This window comes from Nonomuraea turkmeniaca (genome assembly GCF_005889735.1).
Classification (GTDB): Bacteria; Actinomycetota; Actinomycetes; order Streptosporangiales; family Streptosporangiaceae; genus Nonomuraea; species Nonomuraea turkmeniaca.
Genome location: NZ_VCKY01000111.1, coordinates 16,188 through 33,986, shown reverse-complemented (window position 1 = coordinate 33,986; position 17,799 = coordinate 16,188). Strand labels below are relative to the sequence as shown.

General features: G+C 69.8%; 14 protein-coding genes. 2 read left to right on the top strand and 12 right to left on the bottom strand.

The window, feature by feature from the left end:
• On the bottom strand, positions 1-697 hold a 697-nt coding region (locus ETD86_RS29080), incomplete at its 3' end, for an AAC(3) family N-acetyltransferase (protein WP_138669373.1).
• Positions 698-920: 223 nt separating this feature from the next.
• On the opposite strand from ETD86_RS29080, the gene ETD86_RS29075 reads away from it, so the two are divergent.
• Positions 921-2,339, top strand: coding sequence for an MFS transporter (locus ETD86_RS29075; protein ID WP_138669371.1), 1,419 nt, complete (start codon positions 921-923; stop codon positions 2,337-2,339).
• Here ETD86_RS29075 and ETD86_RS29070 read toward each other — a convergent pair.
• Positions 2,241-4,250: a tetratricopeptide repeat protein gene (locus ETD86_RS29070; protein WP_138669369.1), complete on the bottom strand. Its 2,010-nt coding sequence runs from the start codon at positions 4,248-4,250 to the stop codon at positions 2,241-2,243. The genes ETD86_RS29075 and ETD86_RS29070 overlap by 99 nt on opposite strands.
• Positions 4,251-4,437: 187 nt before the next feature.
• Positions 4,438-4,596 carry an FxSxx-COOH cyclophane-containing RiPP peptide gene (gene fxsA, locus ETD86_RS29065; RefSeq protein WP_170223327.1) on the bottom strand — a complete coding sequence of 53 codons (159 nt, stop codon included), beginning with the start codon at positions 4,594-4,596 and terminating at the stop codon, positions 4,438-4,440.
• Positions 4,597-4,771: 175 nt separating this feature from the next.
• Between fxsA and fxsT the strand changes: the two genes are divergently transcribed.
• Entirely contained in the window at positions 4,772-7,285 is a 2,514-nt protein-coding gene (fxsT, locus tag ETD86_RS29060) for an FxSxx-COOH system tetratricopeptide repeat protein (protein ID WP_246148367.1), read from the top strand.
• Here fxsT and ETD86_RS29055 read toward each other — a convergent pair.
• The 9 genes from ETD86_RS29055 to ETD86_RS29015 form a co-directional block, all read right to left on the bottom strand.
• Entirely contained in the window at positions 7,282-8,538 is a 1,257-nt protein-coding gene (locus tag ETD86_RS29055; RefSeq protein ID WP_170223326.1) for an HEXXH motif domain-containing protein, read from the bottom strand. The two genes, fxsT and ETD86_RS29055, sit on opposite strands and share 4 nt — an antisense overlap.
• The gene (locus ETD86_RS29050; protein WP_246148365.1) at positions 8,535-9,767 is read right to left on the bottom strand and encodes an FxsB family cyclophane-forming radical SAM/SPASM peptide maturase; all 1,233 of its coding nucleotides are present in this window, start codon (positions 9,765-9,767) and stop codon (positions 8,535-8,537) included. Before ETD86_RS29050 ends, ETD86_RS29055 begins: the two co-directional genes overlap by 4 nt.
• Positions 9,768-9,870: 103 nt before the next feature.
• Positions 9,871-12,591 carry a hypothetical protein gene (locus ETD86_RS29045; RefSeq protein WP_138669361.1) on the bottom strand — a complete coding sequence of 907 codons (2,721 nt, stop codon included), beginning with the start codon at positions 12,589-12,591 and terminating at the stop codon, positions 9,871-9,873.
• Entirely contained in the window at positions 12,584-13,576 is a 993-nt protein-coding gene (locus ETD86_RS29040) for a hypothetical protein (RefSeq protein WP_138669359.1), read from the bottom strand. The genes ETD86_RS29045 and ETD86_RS29040 overlap by 8 nt, the downstream gene beginning before the upstream one ends.
• A 3-nt stretch (positions 13,577-13,579) precedes the next feature.
• A complete protein-coding gene (locus ETD86_RS29035) occupies positions 13,580-14,827 on the bottom strand; it encodes a KAP family P-loop NTPase fold protein (RefSeq protein ID WP_138669357.1) in 1,248 nt (415 codons plus the stop codon).
• Between the two features lie 70 nt (positions 14,828-14,897).
• Positions 14,898-15,611: a GAF and ANTAR domain-containing protein gene (locus tag ETD86_RS29030; protein ID WP_138669355.1), complete on the bottom strand. Its 714-nt coding sequence runs from the start codon at positions 15,609-15,611 to the stop codon at positions 14,898-14,900.
• Between the two features lie 118 nt (positions 15,612-15,729).
• Entirely contained in the window at positions 15,730-16,605 is an 876-nt protein-coding gene (locus tag ETD86_RS29025; RefSeq protein ID WP_138669353.1) for a 1,4-dihydroxy-2-naphthoate polyprenyltransferase, read from the bottom strand.
• Positions 16,605-17,213 carry a GNAT family N-acetyltransferase gene (locus ETD86_RS29020; RefSeq protein WP_170223324.1) on the bottom strand — a complete coding sequence of 203 codons (609 nt, stop codon included), beginning with the start codon at positions 17,211-17,213 and terminating at the stop codon, positions 16,605-16,607. The genes ETD86_RS29025 and ETD86_RS29020 overlap by 1 nt, the downstream gene beginning before the upstream one ends.
• A 44-nt stretch (positions 17,214-17,257) precedes the next feature.
• Positions 17,258-17,773: a CGNR zinc finger domain-containing protein gene (locus tag ETD86_RS29015; RefSeq protein ID WP_138669351.1), complete on the bottom strand. Its 516-nt coding sequence runs from the start codon at positions 17,771-17,773 to the stop codon at positions 17,258-17,260.
• Positions 17,774-17,799: the final 26 nt, after the last annotated feature.

Genomic DNA, 17,799 nt, shown 5'->3' with positions numbered 1-17,799 from the left:
GTCCCACCCGCACCGCGCCGGTCTGCTCGAAGTCGGCGCCCAGAGCGGCGAAGTCGCCGTCGTACACGGCCACGTCCTCGAACTCCCACCACACCCGCCCGTTCCCGTCGTCCACCACGGCACGGTAGCCGCGCCGCGGCGGGCGGTCGGTGTAGCGGTATTCGCCCAGGTGAAAGGCCGTGCACTTGTCGTAGCCCACGCCCAGCAGCAGGACGAGGGCACCGGCGTCGTACAGCCGGGCGAGCGGCGACTTCTCGCCGAGCAGGCAGTCGCGGGCGTGCCCCTCGATGATCTCGGCCGCCCGCGGGCCGACGGCGGCGAAGGACGTCTGCGGATGCGCGCTGCGGAGCGCCCCCGGCAGCGTACGCACGTGCTCGGCGATCCGGCCCATCAGGTCGGAGGGGGTCGTGGCCGGGTCGTAGGCCGGCATGCGGGAGCGGTAGGAGGCGGCCTCCTCCGGAGTCATCCCGGCAACCGCGGTGCGGTAGAGGCGTGAGGTGTCGGAGTTGCTCGACGTGCCGGAGGGAACCACGAGCGTGCCCTCGTCGCCGAGCAGTCGCCGCAGCGCGGCGACGACCGTGGCCGCCCCGCCCTCGGTACGGCCGAGACGCTTCAGCGAGGAGTGCACCATCAGCACCTGACCGGCCCTGACCTCCAGCGCCGCCAAGTCATGGCTTAGCCGGGCAAAGGTCAACATATGGTGCTCATCACTGCTTGACACCACCTTAAGATCACACCACGGGCGAGAGATGATCTGCCACACGGTTCAGGCATTAACTTCTCGCAAATGCGGTCTGCGGTCGGTCCGAAAGATGCTTAGCTGGGTGCTCGCATGATCTTTCCCCTATACTCCCACCAGCCCCGGCTGTAATTTCTTGCCATGCAGTCCCTATTTCCCCACTAAGAGGCGGGTTGTCGCCATGCTCGACCTCACCCGTGACCATAAAGTCGGGTCCGGAAAGGCACAGGTCGAGGCGGGGGGCGTGGACGAGACAGCCGATCGGTCGCCCGATATCCCAGGCCCGCCATCGAAAGGCGCCAGGATTGCCCTCATGTGGGCGGGTTCGGCCATTTCCACGGTCGGCATGCGTACCCTTGGCGTGGCATACCCGCTCCTGGCCTTGGCGCAGACCGGCTCGCCGACCGCGGCCGGCTGGGCGGGCTTCGCGCTGACGATCCCCATTCTGGTCTTTTACCTCCCCGGCGGGCTCCTCGTCGACCGCGTATCGCCTCGGCGGATCATCCTCCTGGCGGAGGGCGGCCGCTGGCTGACCGTGACGGCCGTGCTCGTGTCCATGCTGTACGGCGGCCCGTCGCTGCCGTTCCTCATGGGCGCCGCGGCGCTCGAAGGCACACTGTGGGTGCTCTACACCTTGGCGGAGGCGGCACTGCTGCCACGTCTGGTCCAGCGGGTCATGATGCGGCAGGCGCTGGCCAAGAGCGAGGCCGCGAGCCACCTGGCCTCGATCGCGGGCAGGCCGCTCGGCGGATACCTCTTCGGGGTCGGCGGAGCGATCCCGTTCGCGCTCAACGCCGTGCTCTTCGCGATCTCCTTCGGGTTGTTCGTGGGCCTGCGCCGCGAGCCCAGACGTCGTTCCACCCGCTCCTCCCTGCTGCGGGAGCTGCCCGGAGGTTTCCGCGCGCTCATCGACCAGCCGTTTCTCGGCGGCTCGATCATGTTGATCACCTTCACGAATCTGATGGTCAACGCGCTGATCATGGTCTTCGTCGCCGGTTCGCAGGGCATGCCGTCCGTGGAGATCGGGCTGGTGCTCGCCTCGTCGGGAGTGGGCGGGGCCGTGGGCTCCGCCGTGGCCTATCTCCGGCATCCCACACGGTCGGTGTTGCGGGTGCACACCTGGATCTGGGTGGTGGCGCTGCTGCTCGCCGCCGTGGGCGCGTGGACAGGCGCCCGGCCGCTCTTCGCCATGGGGTTCTTCTCCGTCGGGTTCGGCGGTGCGCTCAGCAACGTGGCGATCCGGGCCGTGGAGGTCAACAACATCGATCCCGGAACGCTGGCCCGCGTGGTCGGGGTCTCGCGGCTGTCGTCGCACGGAGCGCTCTGCCTGGCCGCGCCGCTGGGCGGTCTCCTGGTCAGCTGGTGGGGCGTGACGGGCGGCACGGTGGTGTTGTTCGTCGTCATGCTGTTCGCGGCGGTGCTCTTCACCGGCACCCCGCTCCGTGAGCGTTTCACCCCGCCCCTGCCCGATCTGCTGCCCGAGGGCCCGGAACGGCACGCGTCACCGGGCGCGGGCCAGCTCTCTGGCGACCTCGGCCATGTGGTCGGGCAGAGCGGGCCCCTGAGCGGAGATCGCACGTTCGGCCAGACGCACGGCTGACAGGGTCTTGCCCGCCAGCTGCTCCACCTGGGCCGCGTAGAGCAGGAGCGGACCGTGCGCCAGGGCCGGATCGTGGTCCGGGCTCTCCGCCAGCACCTCGATCATCTCCTGCTGAGCCTGTTCGAGGTCGTTGGTCTGGGCGAGCGCGAGCGCGTACGCGGCCTTGGCGAACGGCCATCGCAGCGGCTTGGCCCGGTTCAGGTCGCGCAGCGCGGCGCGGGCCTCGCCCATGCCGGCCAGGATCTGGCCGCGGCTGAGCAGGGCGTCGGTGTTGTTGCCTTCCTGGTCGAGCACGCCATTGAGCACGCCCAGGGCCGCGTCCAGGTGCCCTCCTTGCCACAGGGCCCAGGCCAGCTCCGTCTGGATCGTGAGGTCCGCGGGCACGCGGACCATCGCGGCGTGCAGCTCGCGTACGGCGTCGGCGGGGGAGCCCTGCGCCAGCCGCAGCCGCCCGATGGCCGTCAGCAGCGGCCCCACGGCGGCCACCGCACCGGCGGCCTCGAAGGACTTGGCGGCCTCGCTGTAGTGGGTGACGGTGCTTTGGAGATCGCCGGCCTCGTAGGCCACGTTGCCGAGCATCGACGAGATCCGCGCGCGCAGCCGCAGGTCGTTCTCCTGCGAGCGGGCCATGGCCTCCTCGCCGAGTTTGGCCGCCTGCGGGAGATCGCCTTCGCGCAGGGCGTCCTCGGCCTCGCGGAGGAAGTCCTCGGGCCCCAGCACCGGCGGCGGCGTGTCGGCCGGCCAGTCACCCGGCTCGGCGGGCTGGAGCAGCCGGTCGTGCGCCAGCTCGTACGAGCCCCGGCCCATGCGCTGTTCGGCCCTGATGAGATGCCGTTTCACCAGCAGGGCGATCACGTTCCTGCCGATTCCGGCGCTCCTGATCGTGTTCTGCCTGACCGGCTGCCGGTCGCCGAAGGTGAGCCGCAACCACGTTCGCACCCGGCGATCGTCTCCGTCGAACCGCTCGGCGGCGACCCCTCTGAGCACTCTCTCGTAGTGTTCGGACAGCGCCACGTCGGCGTATTGGTGCACGTCCCTCGTGGTGATCTCGGTGGCCGCCGGCGGCATGGAGTGCCACAGGGACTCGCAGACCACCTGCAGCTGGACCGGCTCCACTCCCTCCGCCTGCCGGCCGTTCGTGCGCGCCCTGATCCTGATGAGGTCGCGTACCACCTGCTCGGCCGCGCCCTGGGCGAACGTGCGCCCGGTGCCCTTGACCGGCTCCCGGACGGCCTCCAGCGCGCCGTCGAAGCTCAGAGGCTCCAACGGGAACCGTTCCAGATCGGACTCCGGCTCACCTGAGGAGTCCTTGTCGTCGGCGAGTTGCCATTCGTACGGGAGGAGGTCCATCAGCCGGTCGATGCGGATCGAGACCAGCAGCCGGAGCCCGGGGTCGGCCCGTAACGCCTCGGCGAGCTGACCGAAGAACCAGTCACGGTAGAGCCGCTGCCGGCCACCGGCGAAGAGCTCCTCGGCCTGGTCGATGGCCACCAGCGTGTTGACCGGTTCGCCGTAGGCGTCCCGCTTGACCGGCCGCGCCTTCAGGAACGCCGGAATGGTCATGCCCGCGAGCCGGTTGGGCGGCACCGACGGCGCCCACGACATCAGCAGGGCGAGCACGAACGGGTTGTGCGGGGGGAGCGCCGCACGCGGGAAGTCCGATCCGTGCGTGACCCGGCCGAGGGGGAGCACATCGGCGGTGTGCGGGGCGAGCAGCGGTATGACACCCGCCTGGAGCAGCGAGGTCTTCCCGACGCCCGAGGCGCCGTACAGGACGGTCAGCCGTTGCGCCTGCCACAGTTTGCGTAGTTCGCGGGACTCTTCATCGCGTCCGAAAAATTTGTGACGGTGTTCAGGCCGAAAGGCGCGCAAGCCTTGATACGGCGCCGGCGTCGCCTGCTGTCCGCTCATGCCGGAAGTCACCATGCCGATCCCATCCGCTGTCGCATTCGCCGCACATTTCCGCCGCGACGGTCACGGTGGGCGATATCTTCGCACGTGCGACGTGGTCAGCACACCCACCCGGAGAGATAAAGTGCAGTCCGGACGTGTGCCCGATTCAGGTCTCGCCGGCCGGATGGATATGAGATGGCTCCCGCTAGATGGCGCTCTGGAAAGCGGCCATTTGCTCCTTGTCGTCGGCCAGGCACGAAGCCATCGCAGCCCGCAGCGCGGCGCTGTTCATGTCGCGCAGGTCGCGAAGGGAGACGGTGGCCACGTCCACCAGCGGGGTCGATCCGTACTGTCCGTCACGCATGTGCGCTCCATCCATTTTCGGTCAGCCATATACCGGACGATGTGCAGGCGCATTCCGAATTTCGCTCGATCATGGATCGGGCAAGATTCTTATTATGATTCTGTGATAAACACGACGACTAATCAACCTCTAGGATGGGGTTCTACTCTCTTCGGGCGTGAAGCGGAGGACCGACGTGGCTGAGAATTCCGTGCCAGCGCAGGGACCGAAGGTCTGGGAACGCGTTCCGAAACGCAATCCCAACTTCACCGGCCGCAAGGACCTTCTGACGGCGCTCAGGAAGAGCATCAACACCGTGACCGCCGTCGTCGCCCAGCCTCAGGCGTTACAGGGTCTCGGTGGCGTCGGCAAGACTCAGCTGGCGATCGAGTACGCCTGGCAGTACCGCGCCCACTACGACCTGGTCTGGTGGATCTCCGCGGACCAGCCGATGCTGGTGCCCTCAGTGCTGGCGGGCATGGCTTCCGCATTGGGCCTGCCGCCCGCGACCAGCACCGGTGTGGAGCAGGCCACCCAGGCGGTGCTGCGCACGCTGGAGAGCGGATCGCCCTACAGGAGCTGGCTGGTCATTTTCGACAACGCCGAGGAGCCCGAATACATCAAGGACTTCATCCCGAGAGGGCCCGGCCACGTCCTCATCACCTCGCGCAACTCGCACTGGAGCGACCATGAGCCGACCATCCAGGTGGACGTGTTCCGCCGTGAGGAGAGCACGGCGTTCCTGCGCAGGCGGCTGAAGGACGCGATCAGCGAGGTGGAGGCCGACCGGCTGGCGGACAAGCTGGGTGACCTGCCGCTCGCGCTGGAGCAGGCCGCCGCCCTGCTGGCCAGGACGCTGATGTCGGTGGAGGAATACCTCGGGTTGCTGGAGGAGCAGACGAGCCGGCTGCTCAGCCTGGAGAAGGCGCCGACCTACCCGCAGTCCATGACCGCCGCCTGGCAACTGTCGGTCTCCCAGCTCCAGGACCGCATCCCCGAGGCGGTCGAGGTGCTGCGCTGCTGCGCGTTCTTCGGCCCCGAGCCCATCCCGCGCGACGTCTTCCGCCGCGGCAACCGGGTCGTGGGCCCGCGGCTCGCGTCCATCCTGTCCGACCCGATCGTGCTGACCAACGCGCTCAGCCACCTGGAGCGCCTGGCCCTGGTCAAGGTCGAGCCGTCCACCCGCACGCTCCAGGTCCACCGGCTCAACCAGGCACTGCTCCGTAACGAGACCCCGGACAAGGACCGCGCCGAGTTCCGCCACGAGGTGCATCTGCTGCTGTCGGGCACCGCGCCGAGCGACCCTGACGACACGAGCACCTGGGCCCGGTTCGAGGAGCTGGCCGCCCATCTGGAGCCGTCGGAGGTGATGGACTGCGGGGAGCCGTCGGTCCGCAAGTTCGCCCTCGACCTCGTGCGCTACCTGTACGTGCGCGGCAGTTACCAGCAGGCGCAGGTGTTGCTCACCGAGTACATCACGAAGTGGACGCAGACCAGCGGCGCCGGGCACAAGGACGTGCTGGTCGCCCGCGTCCACCAGGGCCTGGTCAACCTGGCGCTGACCCAGTACGCCAAGGCGGACGAGCTCATGTCCGAGGCCGTGGACGCGATGATCGAGTCCCTGGGCCCCGAGCACTCCGAGACGTTGTGGGCGAGGAACGGTTACGCCGGCGCGCTGCGCGGTCGTGGCGAGTTCGCCAGGGCGCAGGAGATCGACGCCGACCTCGCCGAGATCTACGCACGTCTCCACGGCGAGAACGACAACCTGGCCCTGCAGGCCCGCAACAACCTGGCAACCGACTTCACCCTGACGAGCAAATACGACCAGGCGCAGAAGCTGCTCCAGCAGATCTACCTCTACCGGAGCGGCGTGGAAGGCGCCGGGCGGCGCCTGCTGCTGTCGACATGGACCAACTTGAGCCGTGCCGTGCGCCTGAGCGGTCAGTTCGAGGTGGCGACCGACATGTCCGAGGAGGCCTACACCTACGGTGTGGCGCAGCTCGGCGACGACCACCCCAACACCATCCTGGCGGCCAAGGACTACGCGATCTCCCTGCGCAGGAGCGGCCGGCTGGCCGAGGCACTCGAGCTCATGCGGGACACGCACACCCGGCTGAACCGGCTGTTCGGAGACGGGCACGCGGAGACCATGGCGGCCGCGCTGGGCCTGTCCAACGCGCTGCGCGCGAGCGGCGACTACGAAGAGGCGCTGGAGATGGCGCAGCGGGCGTTCCAGCACTACCCCGACGTGTTCGGAACCGAGCACCCGTTCACCCACGCGGCCACGATCAACCTGGCGCTGCTCAAACGGCTGAGCGGGGACCCGGCCACGGCGGCGGAAATGGACGAGGCCGCGCTGGCCGGTCTCAGCGAACGCGTGGGCCGCGACCACGACTACGCCGTGAGCTGCGCCATCAACCTGCAGAACGACCTGGCGGCGCTGGGCAGGCACGACGAGGCCCGCGCGCTGGGCGAGGACAACTACCGGCGGATCCAGACGTTCTTCACCCCCGACCACTACCTCAGCCTGCTCTGCGCCGCCAACCTGTGCCTGGACCTGGAGGCCACGGGCGCGGAGGAGGAGGCCAGGGAGCTGCGGGCGGTGACGACGCAGCGCTTCGAGCAGGTCATGGGACGTGAGCACCCCGACGCGCTCGCGTTGCTGGCCGGTCAGCGGCTCAACTGCGACTTCGACCCGCCGCCCATCTAAGCCTGGTCGCCGGTCCAGGCGCTCCTGTGACGCTCGGACTGACGGCGGGCCTGAGCCTCGGCGGCCGGTGTGACCGGCTCGGCCTGCCACCGGCCGAGCGTGTCACGCAGCGTGGCGACGAACCACGTGCCTGCCTCGGTCAGCGCGCCGCTGTCCAGGAGCGTCCCGGTGACCTGGTACGAGGCCTCGCGCCAGCGGGCGAACTCCACCTGCGCCCGCTCGCCGTCATCGGGGTCGTCCGTGTGCCGCCGCCAGAAGCCGGCGACGCCCGCGTGCGCGTACGCGCCGTGCAGCAGGCCCGACAGCGGGCGCGGATCCGGGCGCCACGGTGCGTAGAAGCGGCGGCCGTCGTCGGGGAGGGTCAGGGCCACCACGTCGCTCAGCGCGTACAGCTTGGCATGCTGCAGCTCGTGCGCCAGGGTGAGCGCCATCCCCATCCCGTCGATCGGGTCGGACAGCGCGATCGTGCCGAACGTGTCCCGCGCCGATGCGCTGTGCTGCTCGAGCGAGCGCGTGACGACGGGCGTGAGCACGGACACGGCCGTGGCGATCTCCCCGCCCACCGTCCAGTGCCGGGTCTGCAGCACCTTCCACGCCTCGCGCAGGCACGAGGCCCACAGCTGCCGCCGCTCGTCCGTCAGCCGCCCGTCGACGTCGTCGCCGGGCCACCGGTAAGGGTCGAGGTCGTCGACGGTCATGACCACGTCCGGTCCGAACGGCACGCGGTGCAGGACCTGCCAGCCGGGCCCGTCACCTGCGAGGTCCAGGCGGCGCACGTGACGGCCGGCGCGCAGCTCCGCCCCGCCGTCCGCCGGCTCGACGGAGATCTCGGCCCCGTCCGGCACGTCCTCGGGCAGGGTCAGCAGGCCCAGCGAGGGCAACGTCAGCGTGCCGCCGCGGACCGGCGTCTCCAGGCGACAGGCGGTGCGCGTGCGCACGGCCGCGGCCAGCGCGACCGCCGCCAGCCGCGCCGGGTCGGCCTGGCCGCGGCAGGCCAGCAGGGCCCACGCCCCCACGGCGGGGTGGCGCAGGCAGCGGCCGATCTCCTCCGGGGCCGCGGTCTCCATCTCCGCCAGCGCTTCGTAAGCGCGGGACACGCGGGCGTCACCGGCTTGATCCACGAGCAGGCGCACCAGCAGGCGGTGTTTGCTCGCCTGGGCCGCGCACAGCTCGGCCACGGCCTGCGCGCCTCCGGCGCCCGCGGCCAGCCCGGAGAACGCGGCGCCGGAGATGTGGTGCGGCGCCGGCCTCACCCGGCTCCTCGCAGCCGCGCCACGTCCCGCGCGCATCGGTCGCCGATATGGCTGATCAGCCGGTACAGGTCGGGGCAGTAGACGGACGGCTCGGCGAAGCCGGTGTCCGGGCTGTAGCGGTGCGCGTACATGCCGCCGCCGCAGGTCGACATGATCTCGCAACGGTGACAGGTCTCCGAGAGCGCAGCCGCGCCGATCTGGCGGGCGACGATCGACGGGTGCAGCAGCGCTCTGTCCAGCGGATCGCGGAGTACGTGCAGCCGGGTCTCGGGCGCGCCGTCGTAGGCGCTCTTGAGGATGTCCGACTGCTCGACGCTTCCGTCGGTCTCGATCACCACCATGCGCACCGGCGACAGCCCGACGATCTCCGCCCGCGAGTGGCTGCCCATCAGCAGCCGCATGATCTCCCTGAATAGGCGGATCTCGGTCTGCAGGACCGGGCTGTCGTACCAGAGGTCGAAGACGCGGATCAGCCAGTCGGCGTACGGGGCCGCGGGCGAGCCAGGCTCGCGGAACGGCGGCGGGGCGCCCCAGTTGCCGTGCGGCAGCAGGAAGTCGATCGCCGGCGGGTCGAACTCCAGCAGCGCCTCGTACGTCCGCACCGGATCGTTGCGCACGTCGATCGTGCACAGGATGCCGCTGAACAGGTGATGGTACGGGCCTGCGGTCAGCCGCCGCAGCGACTCGCTGACCTGGGCGTGGCTGCCGCGCCCGTTCGCGAAGCGGCGGTGCCGGTCCTGGCCTTCCGCGTCGCCGTCCAGGCTCACGCCGACGCGGATCTCCAGTGACTCGAACAGCCGCAGGTACGCCTCGTCCAGCCGGACCCCGTTGGTCTGGATGGTGACGTTGACCCTCGTGCCCGTGTCCACCGCGCCGCGCACGCCGCGTACCACCCGGGCGATGAGCTCGGGGCCGGCGAGCAGCGGCTCTCCGCCGTGCAGGATGACGTCGATCTCCGGCAGGTCGTGGCGGGAGGCGTGCTCCGCGATGCGCTCGATCGCGCGGTCGGCGATGGCCTCGGACATCCTGCGCGGCTGGTCGCGCCAGCTCTGGTCGGCCATCTCGTACACGTAGCAGTAGCGGCAGGCGAGGTCGCAGCGACTGTGAATCTTCATGACGAACTGCTGGAAGGCCAGCGGGGTCCAGCCCTTCGCCAGCAACGCGTCGACGTCGAGGAATTCCGGGAACCCCTTGGTGCGCAGCGGTCCCGAATCAGGGCTTCCGAACAACGGGTTACCTCTTAAGCGTCGTGCGCTCCATCGAGATACCTGCATCGTCGCGTGGGAGGAGCGCTCCACCCCGTCTCTATCTCTCATGACATCGCCCAACGAGTCAAGATTTATGGCGATAAGAGCGAATTTCCTCTTGGTAATACAGCAATTCCTCGAAATATAGGTAAAGTTCATCGATTTCGGGAACAAGGGGGAGCCAGTCATAGCCGCCCAGGCCGTCCGGCTCGAGCGGCGACAGCAGGCGGGCGGCGGCCCGGAGCTCGTTCGGGGGGAACTCGCCCGGCGCGAGCTGCGCCACTCCGCTCCGGTATCCCCGCGCCAGCGGATGGCTCGTACCGCGTGCGCCGAGTGCGGCCAGCACCAGCTCGGCGGGATGCTGGGCCGGCGCGCCCGCAGCCAGCTGCGGCTGTCCCGGGTTTGCCAGCGCCACGAGGATCCGCAGCTCGGGCGGCAGCTCCCAGAGCGTGCGCGACAGCTGCTCCCGGTCCGTGTGGTGTTGCCTGCGCGCCAGGAGCAGCAGCACCTCGGGGATGCGCTCGCGCAGGCCGCGGCGGATCTCCTGCACGCATTCGGCGGGGCAACGCTCGGTCGTCGCCAGGCGGCGGCCGATCGCCTGCCGGACGAGGGCCAGGGGCTCCATCCGGATGGCGTCCATCAGCGTCTCGAAACCCTTGTCCGGGTCCTCCTTGCCGGCATGGGCGTAGCGGATCACCGGATCGGTGGCGCCAGGACGGGCGTACCGGCGCAGCTCGCGGCCGAGCTGATCGAGGTCGGCCCTGGAGTCCAGCGGCGCGCCCGGCCGGCGTACCCAGGACCTGGCCAGTCGCGTGGCGGGGATGGCCCCCGCGACCGCGATGACGAGGGCCCCGGCGAGCAGGGGCAGGGTCCCGTCCAGCGCGAGGCCCGCCGCCAGCAGCAGCGCGGCCACGACGACGGCGCCGATCACCAGGGCGAGCTGTGTCCTCCACTCGCGGATGACGTGCTGACGGGCCTTGCGGAAGCCGTCCCAGTCCGCCTTCGCCCGCACGGCCCTGGCCTCGGCGATGCGGCGGGTCAGGTCCGTCCGCGTGGCCGGCCACCCGGAGGCCGCCCCGGGTTCGGGCGGGCGGCCCACAACGGCGAGGTTGCGGCCGAGCGCCACGGACTCGCCGCGCCGCTGCGAGCCGAGCTCCTCCAGATACGCCCTGAGCTCGCGCAACGTCTCACTCAGCAGCGCCGGATCCGACGAAGGCCGGTCCTTGGCCGCCACCATGGACGCGGCCCGGGCCACGAGCGCGTCCAGCTCGCGGGAGAACGCCGGGGAGCCGTCGGCGACCAGCACCGTGTGCACCACGCGGCGCAGGGCGGTCAGGACCGGAGGGCTCACGTACCCGGTGACCAGGAGAGCCGTGTAGGCGGACGAGATGTCCCCGCCGGGGGCGACCATGTCGGCGGCGTTGGACACCTCGTCGTCGAAGAAGACCGCCTCGCTCAGCTTGATCACGACCTGCGGTTTGATCGGCCCGGGCAACCGGAACGTCGCCGACCTGTCCTCGCCGGGGACGCGCTCGACGGCGAGCCCGGCCGCCAGCAGCTTCGACTCGACGAGCATGGACAGCTCGGCCAGCACGGGGGCGCGCCGGTAGCGGAGCGCGGCCGTCCCGGCCACCTCCGCGTCGATGTCCGCGCCCCGAGCCGCCTCGAAGCTCGCCCATGCCAGCTGGAGCAGCAGCCGGACGTTGCCGCCGCTGTGGCGCAGCAGCTCACGCAGGCCCGCTTCGGTGATCGGCCGGATGTCCTCGCGGGGCGGGTCACGCAGAGCGTCGAGGTAGACACGCAGCACGAGCCGGGCGTCGTCGGGGACGAGCGGCATCATGTGAATGGCGCCGGGGCCGATGCGCTGGTGCAGGTCCGGCGGCATGGCCTGCCAGCCGGCCTCGCTCGCCACCAGGAGCAGCAGCCCGCCGGCCCGCGGCACCACCTCGACCAGGCTCTGCAGCAGCCCCAGGTTCGCCGGCACCGGGACGCCGTCATCGAGCAGGAACTTCTCGCACTGGTCAAAGATCAGCACGAACGGCCGGCCGCTCCGCGTCACCAGCGTGGCCAGCAGTTGCAGGCCGTAGCGGCAGGTCTGGGGATCGCCGATCTGCTCGCCGACGCCGAGCGCCCGGGCGGCGTCGAGCCCGATCGGCCGGCCGCACAACCAGTCGTAGGCGGCGTCGGAGAACTCGGGGCGGATCAGGAACGACAACGCCCGCTGGAACCGCTGCCCGTCGCCGGTCACCGCGGCGATCTCCCTGGCCTGCGCCTCCAACACCCGGCCGGCTTCGATCAGGTGGGCGTCGAACAGGTCGAACACCCTTGTCGGCTCGGTGTCAAGCGCCGACATGAGCCTGCCGCGATCGGCGGGCACGCCTGCGTTCGCGGCCTGGTCGCCGGCGAGGGTGCCGAGGTAACGCACGATCAGGTCCGTGAGCAGGCCCTGGGACAACTGGGGCACCAGACGGCGGTAGGCGGCGACCAGGTCGTCGTCCTGGAAACGTACGTACAGCTGGACCGCGTCCGGCTCCCGCCGGTGGACCGTGGCCATCATGTGGCGTGCCGCGTGCGTCTTGCCCGCGCCGTGGGCGCCGTACAGGCAGCCGAGGCCGCCGTGGCGGGTGGTCTCGTCCTGGAAGTCCCGTGCGTACTCCTCGGCCAGGCGCTCGGCGTCGCGCACGCCGGGCAGCGGCGCGGTCGGTGTACGGTCCGCCCACTCGCGCAACATCTCCGGGTGGACCGTCTCCGCGGCGCTGGCTGTGCCGCGGGCCGGGAACGGGTTGCGGGCGAGGTGTTCAGCCATGGAAACCTCCCGGTCCGTACCATGTCTCGTCCCTGCTCATATGGAGCAGCAGCCAGTGTTCGTGGATACGCAGGCCGTCGGTCGGCCACGGCTCGTCGCCGTCGTACTGGCGCAGCCGGGTGTCGAGCAGCTTGTACAGGTGCCGCAGGGCCTGGCCGATGGTGCAGGGATGCTCCTGGAAGGCCTTGAGCACCCCCGCGGAGTCGAAAGGGGAGGGCGGGTGACCGGTCCATCGGTGGTCGGCCAGCGCCGCGATCTGGGCGGGGGACAGCGGGCTCAGATCGGTGATGTGCCCGCGCCTGGCGAACTCCTGCCGGTCCGCCCTCGTCAGCTGTACGGCCGTCGCGTGCCGGTAGTTGTCGACGGTGAACACCACGACCGTGCTCGCGTTCTCGAACACCCTGGTCGCCAGGGTGATGAGCTCCTTGGTCGCCACGCCCTCGTACCGGACGCCGAAGCCCATGTCGTGCGCCGCGAAGATGGCGGCGGCGTAGTCGGCGATCTCCTGCAGCTCGTAGTCGTCCATGGCCTGCGCGCGCGGGCGCCTGCTCAGTTCCGTGAACATCTCGGCGAGCGGCGGCGGGACGTCGATCTGGTTGACGCGCATCTTGGCGCGGAGCGAGAGCAGAGTGGAGCGCAGCGTCCGGTAGGCGTCATGCGTCATCTCGCCGCGCTCCGCGTAGTGGGTGACGAACCTGAAAGGGGGCAGGCGGGCGGTCCTGGCGTGCTGGTAGCGGTACATGACGTGGTTGGCCAGGGAGGTGCGGCCGCTGTTGCCCATGCCGGTGATGAGAAAGAAGGCCGGCCTGTCCGTGGCCGCAGCGCTTTCCACGGTCGCCTCGATCGCGGTGGACCGGATGAAGCCCTCGAGGTCGAACAGGCGGTGGCGGTCCTCCTCGCACGCAAGGGGGTCCAGGGGGCGGCTGGCGTAGGGGTTGCCGGACGGCAGCCCGTACAGCTCGTAGCGGGCGTCGGTGACGTGCATCGCTCACCCGCCGATCATGGTCAGGTAGGCGGGCAGCTCGTCTTCGGACGCCTCGAAGGCGGAGCCGCCGAAGAGCGGTTCCAGGAAATCGTGGGAGCCCAGATGGATTTCCATCAGGCGCCCCAGTGCTGGGGCCTGCCGCTTGAACCGCTTTTCGAACTCCGGCGTGTGGTGCGCCAGCTTGCCCTGGTGGAGCAGCTCGAGCGCGACGAGCAAGGCGGGTACGCGGACCACGTCCGTGAACAACTCCGGGCTCTGCACGCGCAGCACCACCAGGCGGATGACCAGGTCCTTGTTGAGGCCGGCCAGGCCGGGGCTGCCCTCGATGATCGCCTCCGTCACGCGCAGCAGGTTGAGGGTGCGTTTGATCTTTCGCGGGTTGGCGGTGACGATCTTCTCCAGCGTCGTCACGTGCGCGCCGGCCAGCTCTCCGGGATCGGAGTCCAGGATGAAACGGCCCACCTCGGCGGGGCCGAGCGGGTAGAGGTGCAGCGGGAGCTGGATCATCTTGTCCAGGTACTCGTCGCCCAGGCGGTCCGTGGCGGTGAAGCCGAACGGCTGATATTTGATCGACACGCCCCGGTCCACGACGTCCTTGGCCAGCGCGATCAGCACGAAGACGTGCTCGATGTCCAGGAAGAGCTTGACCGACTCCAGCACGTCGATGATCTGGTCGGGCTCGCACCGGTCGAGGTCGTCGATGAAGAAGATGATTTTCCTGCCCTTTTCGGCCAGGTGGTCGGCCTCCTTCTGCAGCAGCGTGCGTAGCCGGCCGGTCTGGCTGTCGACCTGGCCGCGCATCTCGGCGTACTGCTGGGCGAGCTTGCCGATCTTCTCCACACTGGCCGAGCCCAAGTTGATCTTCTTGAGCATCTCGTCGGCGGCCAGGTTGAGCATGATCGCGCCGATCCGCTTGGCGGTGTCGGCGAAGCGGCGCTTGGGGTCCTCGTTGAGCTCGGTGTGCAGGGCGTTCAGGAGGGGGAGCAGCATCTGCGGCTCGCGGCGGTGCACCCAGGGGTTGAAATGCACGCGGACGAACTCGTCGCCGTGCTCGTCCCGGAGCCGCTCGTCCACCATTTTCAGCAAGGTGGATTTCCCGCTGCCCCAGGAGCCGTAAATGCCGATCGTAAACGGCGTCTGCGTACGGGGATTGGTGATGACCGAAACGAGCGGATCGACATACCGGCGAAACTGGAGAAGGTCGCCGTGCCAATTGACCGGCGCGTCAGAGAGCATTGCGATATCGGGCATCGTCTCCCCCTTGAGGAAGAGGATGCATCGTCAAAGCCACTGAATGCTCGCGGTTATCGAACTGTGATGACTACGCCCAGCCCACTTCGCGCGGGGGCGGGTCCTCGAAGCGGGAGCGCTGCGGGGGCTCGCCGGTCACCTTCTCGACAATGGTCGCCGCGATCTGGTGCAGCTTGACGTTCCTGTCCTGGGAGGCGTGGCGGAGCATCTCGAACGCCTGGTGGGACGTGCACCGCCGCTGCGCCATGACGATGCCGAGGGCCTGGTCGATGATCGCGCGCGTGGTGAGCGCCTCCTTGAGCTGCGCGGCGACCTCCCGCATGCGGGCCGCGTCGACCGCCGTACGGAACACGACGCCGATGTGGTCGGCGGTCACACGTACGGCCACCCGCGTCTCCTCGCTGAAACCGCCGCCCCGGCCCGAGTAGAGCGTCAGCACGCCCAGCAGCCTGCCCTCCGACTTCAGCGGCTCGGAGTGCAGGCTGAGCAGGCCGGACTCGGCCGCGAACCGGCGCCAGCGGGAATCCGCGCCCAGGTCCGTGGCCGTCACCGGCTCGCCGGAGTCCAACGCGTCGAGGCAGGGGCCATGTCCGGCGGTCGACTGCAGCTCGTCGAGCAGCTCGGCACGCGCGTGCGAGCAGGCGACGGTACGCAGGCCCTGCTCGGCGGGCAGCGCGATGCTGACCATTGGGGAGTCGGGCATCGCGCGGGTGGCGATGGTGAGGCACTCAGCGAGTGCCCGTTCGAACTCCTCGATGTTCGCGGGCAGGCTTGGCCGGTTCAACTAGATCCCTCGCGCTAGGTGCGGCGGCGGGCCACTTCTCCGGACCACTTGTCCAAATTGACTGCCCCTGTAAAGGGCTCTTAGGCTAATTCCTCCCGTTGCGATCCCGCGAGGGTCGTCAGAAGATGATCGCCAGGCCGACGGCGAACAGCAGCCCGTACGCCATCTGCAGCTTGCCTGTCTGTTGCAGCACCGCGATCAGCGCGGGCCCCACGGCCTTGCTCAGCACGGTCCTGATCGGGGTGATCGCCAGCGGCGCGGCCAGCAGCACGAGCGCCGCCCACGGCGTGATCGGCACCATCGCCAGCGCCACCACGAACGGCACCACCTGGCACGCCACGTACAACGTCCGGGTGCGCTCGGCCCCCAGCACGACCGCCAGCGTGCGCTTTCCTGCCTGCCCGTCGGTCCCCACGTCACGCAGGTTGTTCACCACGAGCATGGAGCACGACAGCAGCCCCACCGGGATCGAGGCCAGGAACGCGGCCCAGCTCAGCGACTCCGTCTGCACGTACGCGGTGCCGACCACGGGCACGATGCCGAAGAACACGAACACGGCCGGCTCGCCCAGCCCGCGGTAGCCGTACGGGCGTTTGCCGCCGGTGTAGAACCAGGCGGCCGCGATCGCCGCCGCGCCCACCAGGAGCACCCACCACGCCTGCGTGACCAGCACGAGGACCAGCCCCAGCACCGCCGCGACGGCGAAACAGCCCAGTGCCGCGATCAGCACCTCCCGGGGCGTGGCCGCGCGCGAGCCCACCAGCCGCATCGGGCCGACCCGCTGGTCGTCGGTGCCGCGGATGCCGTCGCTGTAGTCGTTTGCGTAGTTGACGCCGATCTGCAGCGAAAGGGCCACGAACAGCGCCAGGATCGCCCGCCACCACACGAAGCCGCCCTCGCCGATGGCGACGCCGGTGCCGACCACGACGGGGACGATGGCGTTGGGGAGGGTACGCGGGCGGGCGCCGGCGATCCACTGTGCGGGAGTGGCCATCAGCTGATATCCGTTGTGAGGCGGACCATCCTGATCGGGCGGCCCATGTCCAGGACGCGTTCGGCCATGTCCTCGCCCCAGCCGGCGGACTCGAGGAAGCCGAGCACCGCGTGGTTGTCGGCGAACACCCAGGTGACGATCTGCCGGAAACCGTCGTCACGCAGGTAGTCGACCGTGGCGTTGAGCAGGCGGCTGCCATGGCCCCTGCGGACGAAATCGGGGTCGACCAGCAGCGTCAGCATCTCGGCCGCCACGCTGGGGTCGAGGTCCGGGTCCTCGGCAGGGGCGTGCGAAGCCAGGCCCACCACGCGTTCGCCGCCGCGCGGGGTCACGAGGGCGGCACTGCCGCCCGCGCCGAGGGCCGGGAAACCCTCGGTGTCGAGGATGGTCTCCACCGCCACCAGAACCCGGTGCATGGGGGTGGGCGGGGCGACGATCGCCTCGTCCCACTGCCGCAGCCACATCTTCTCCGCTGCCGGGCCGGTCATCTGCTCAAGTGGCCCCTCGGGAAGGAACTCCCGATAGCCGTAGCGCCAGGCGCGAATCTGGCAATTCGCAACCTGGAGCACATCCTCGCGCCGGGCCGCCCGGACGCCTACGTCTGCCATCTCGGCCCGCTCCTTCGCCTGCCGTACGTGCCACAAGGCACGAGTTACACCGTATCGGTGTTTGACACTTGGAGACGACGCGAACCCCGCTTCCTCGCCCGGTAAGCGCGTGTCTTGGTGCGGTTGCCGCATAGCCGCATAGAACACCACGAGCGGGAACGGTTCTTCGACGAGTCGATGAACGCCCACTGACAGGTTCCCTCGGCGCACACCTTCAGCCGATCCCACCCCGCCCCTATGGTCGCGGCCGCGATCCTGGCCAGGCCGCCTGGTACGCCGCTCCTGCTCGGCACCAGCTCAGGGGCGCCGTCGGTGCGGGTGCTCACCTGGAGGAGGAGGGTGGGGAAGTCGCCTCCTTCGCGCCTGAGCGCGGCCCTGAGCGCCGCCCTGAGGACGTGGGCGGTGTGGAGGTCGTCGTCGGTGGCGCGGTCGCGGGGGCCGATGAGGTCGCGTTCGCGCAGCCAGAGCGCGAGGTCGGCGGGGGAGGCGAGCTCGTCGGTGTCGGACTCGACGTCGTAGGTGTTCACGAAGTCTCGGATGAGCTCCGCGGAGGACGACATGCCGGCCACTCTACTGGCTCTGTGAT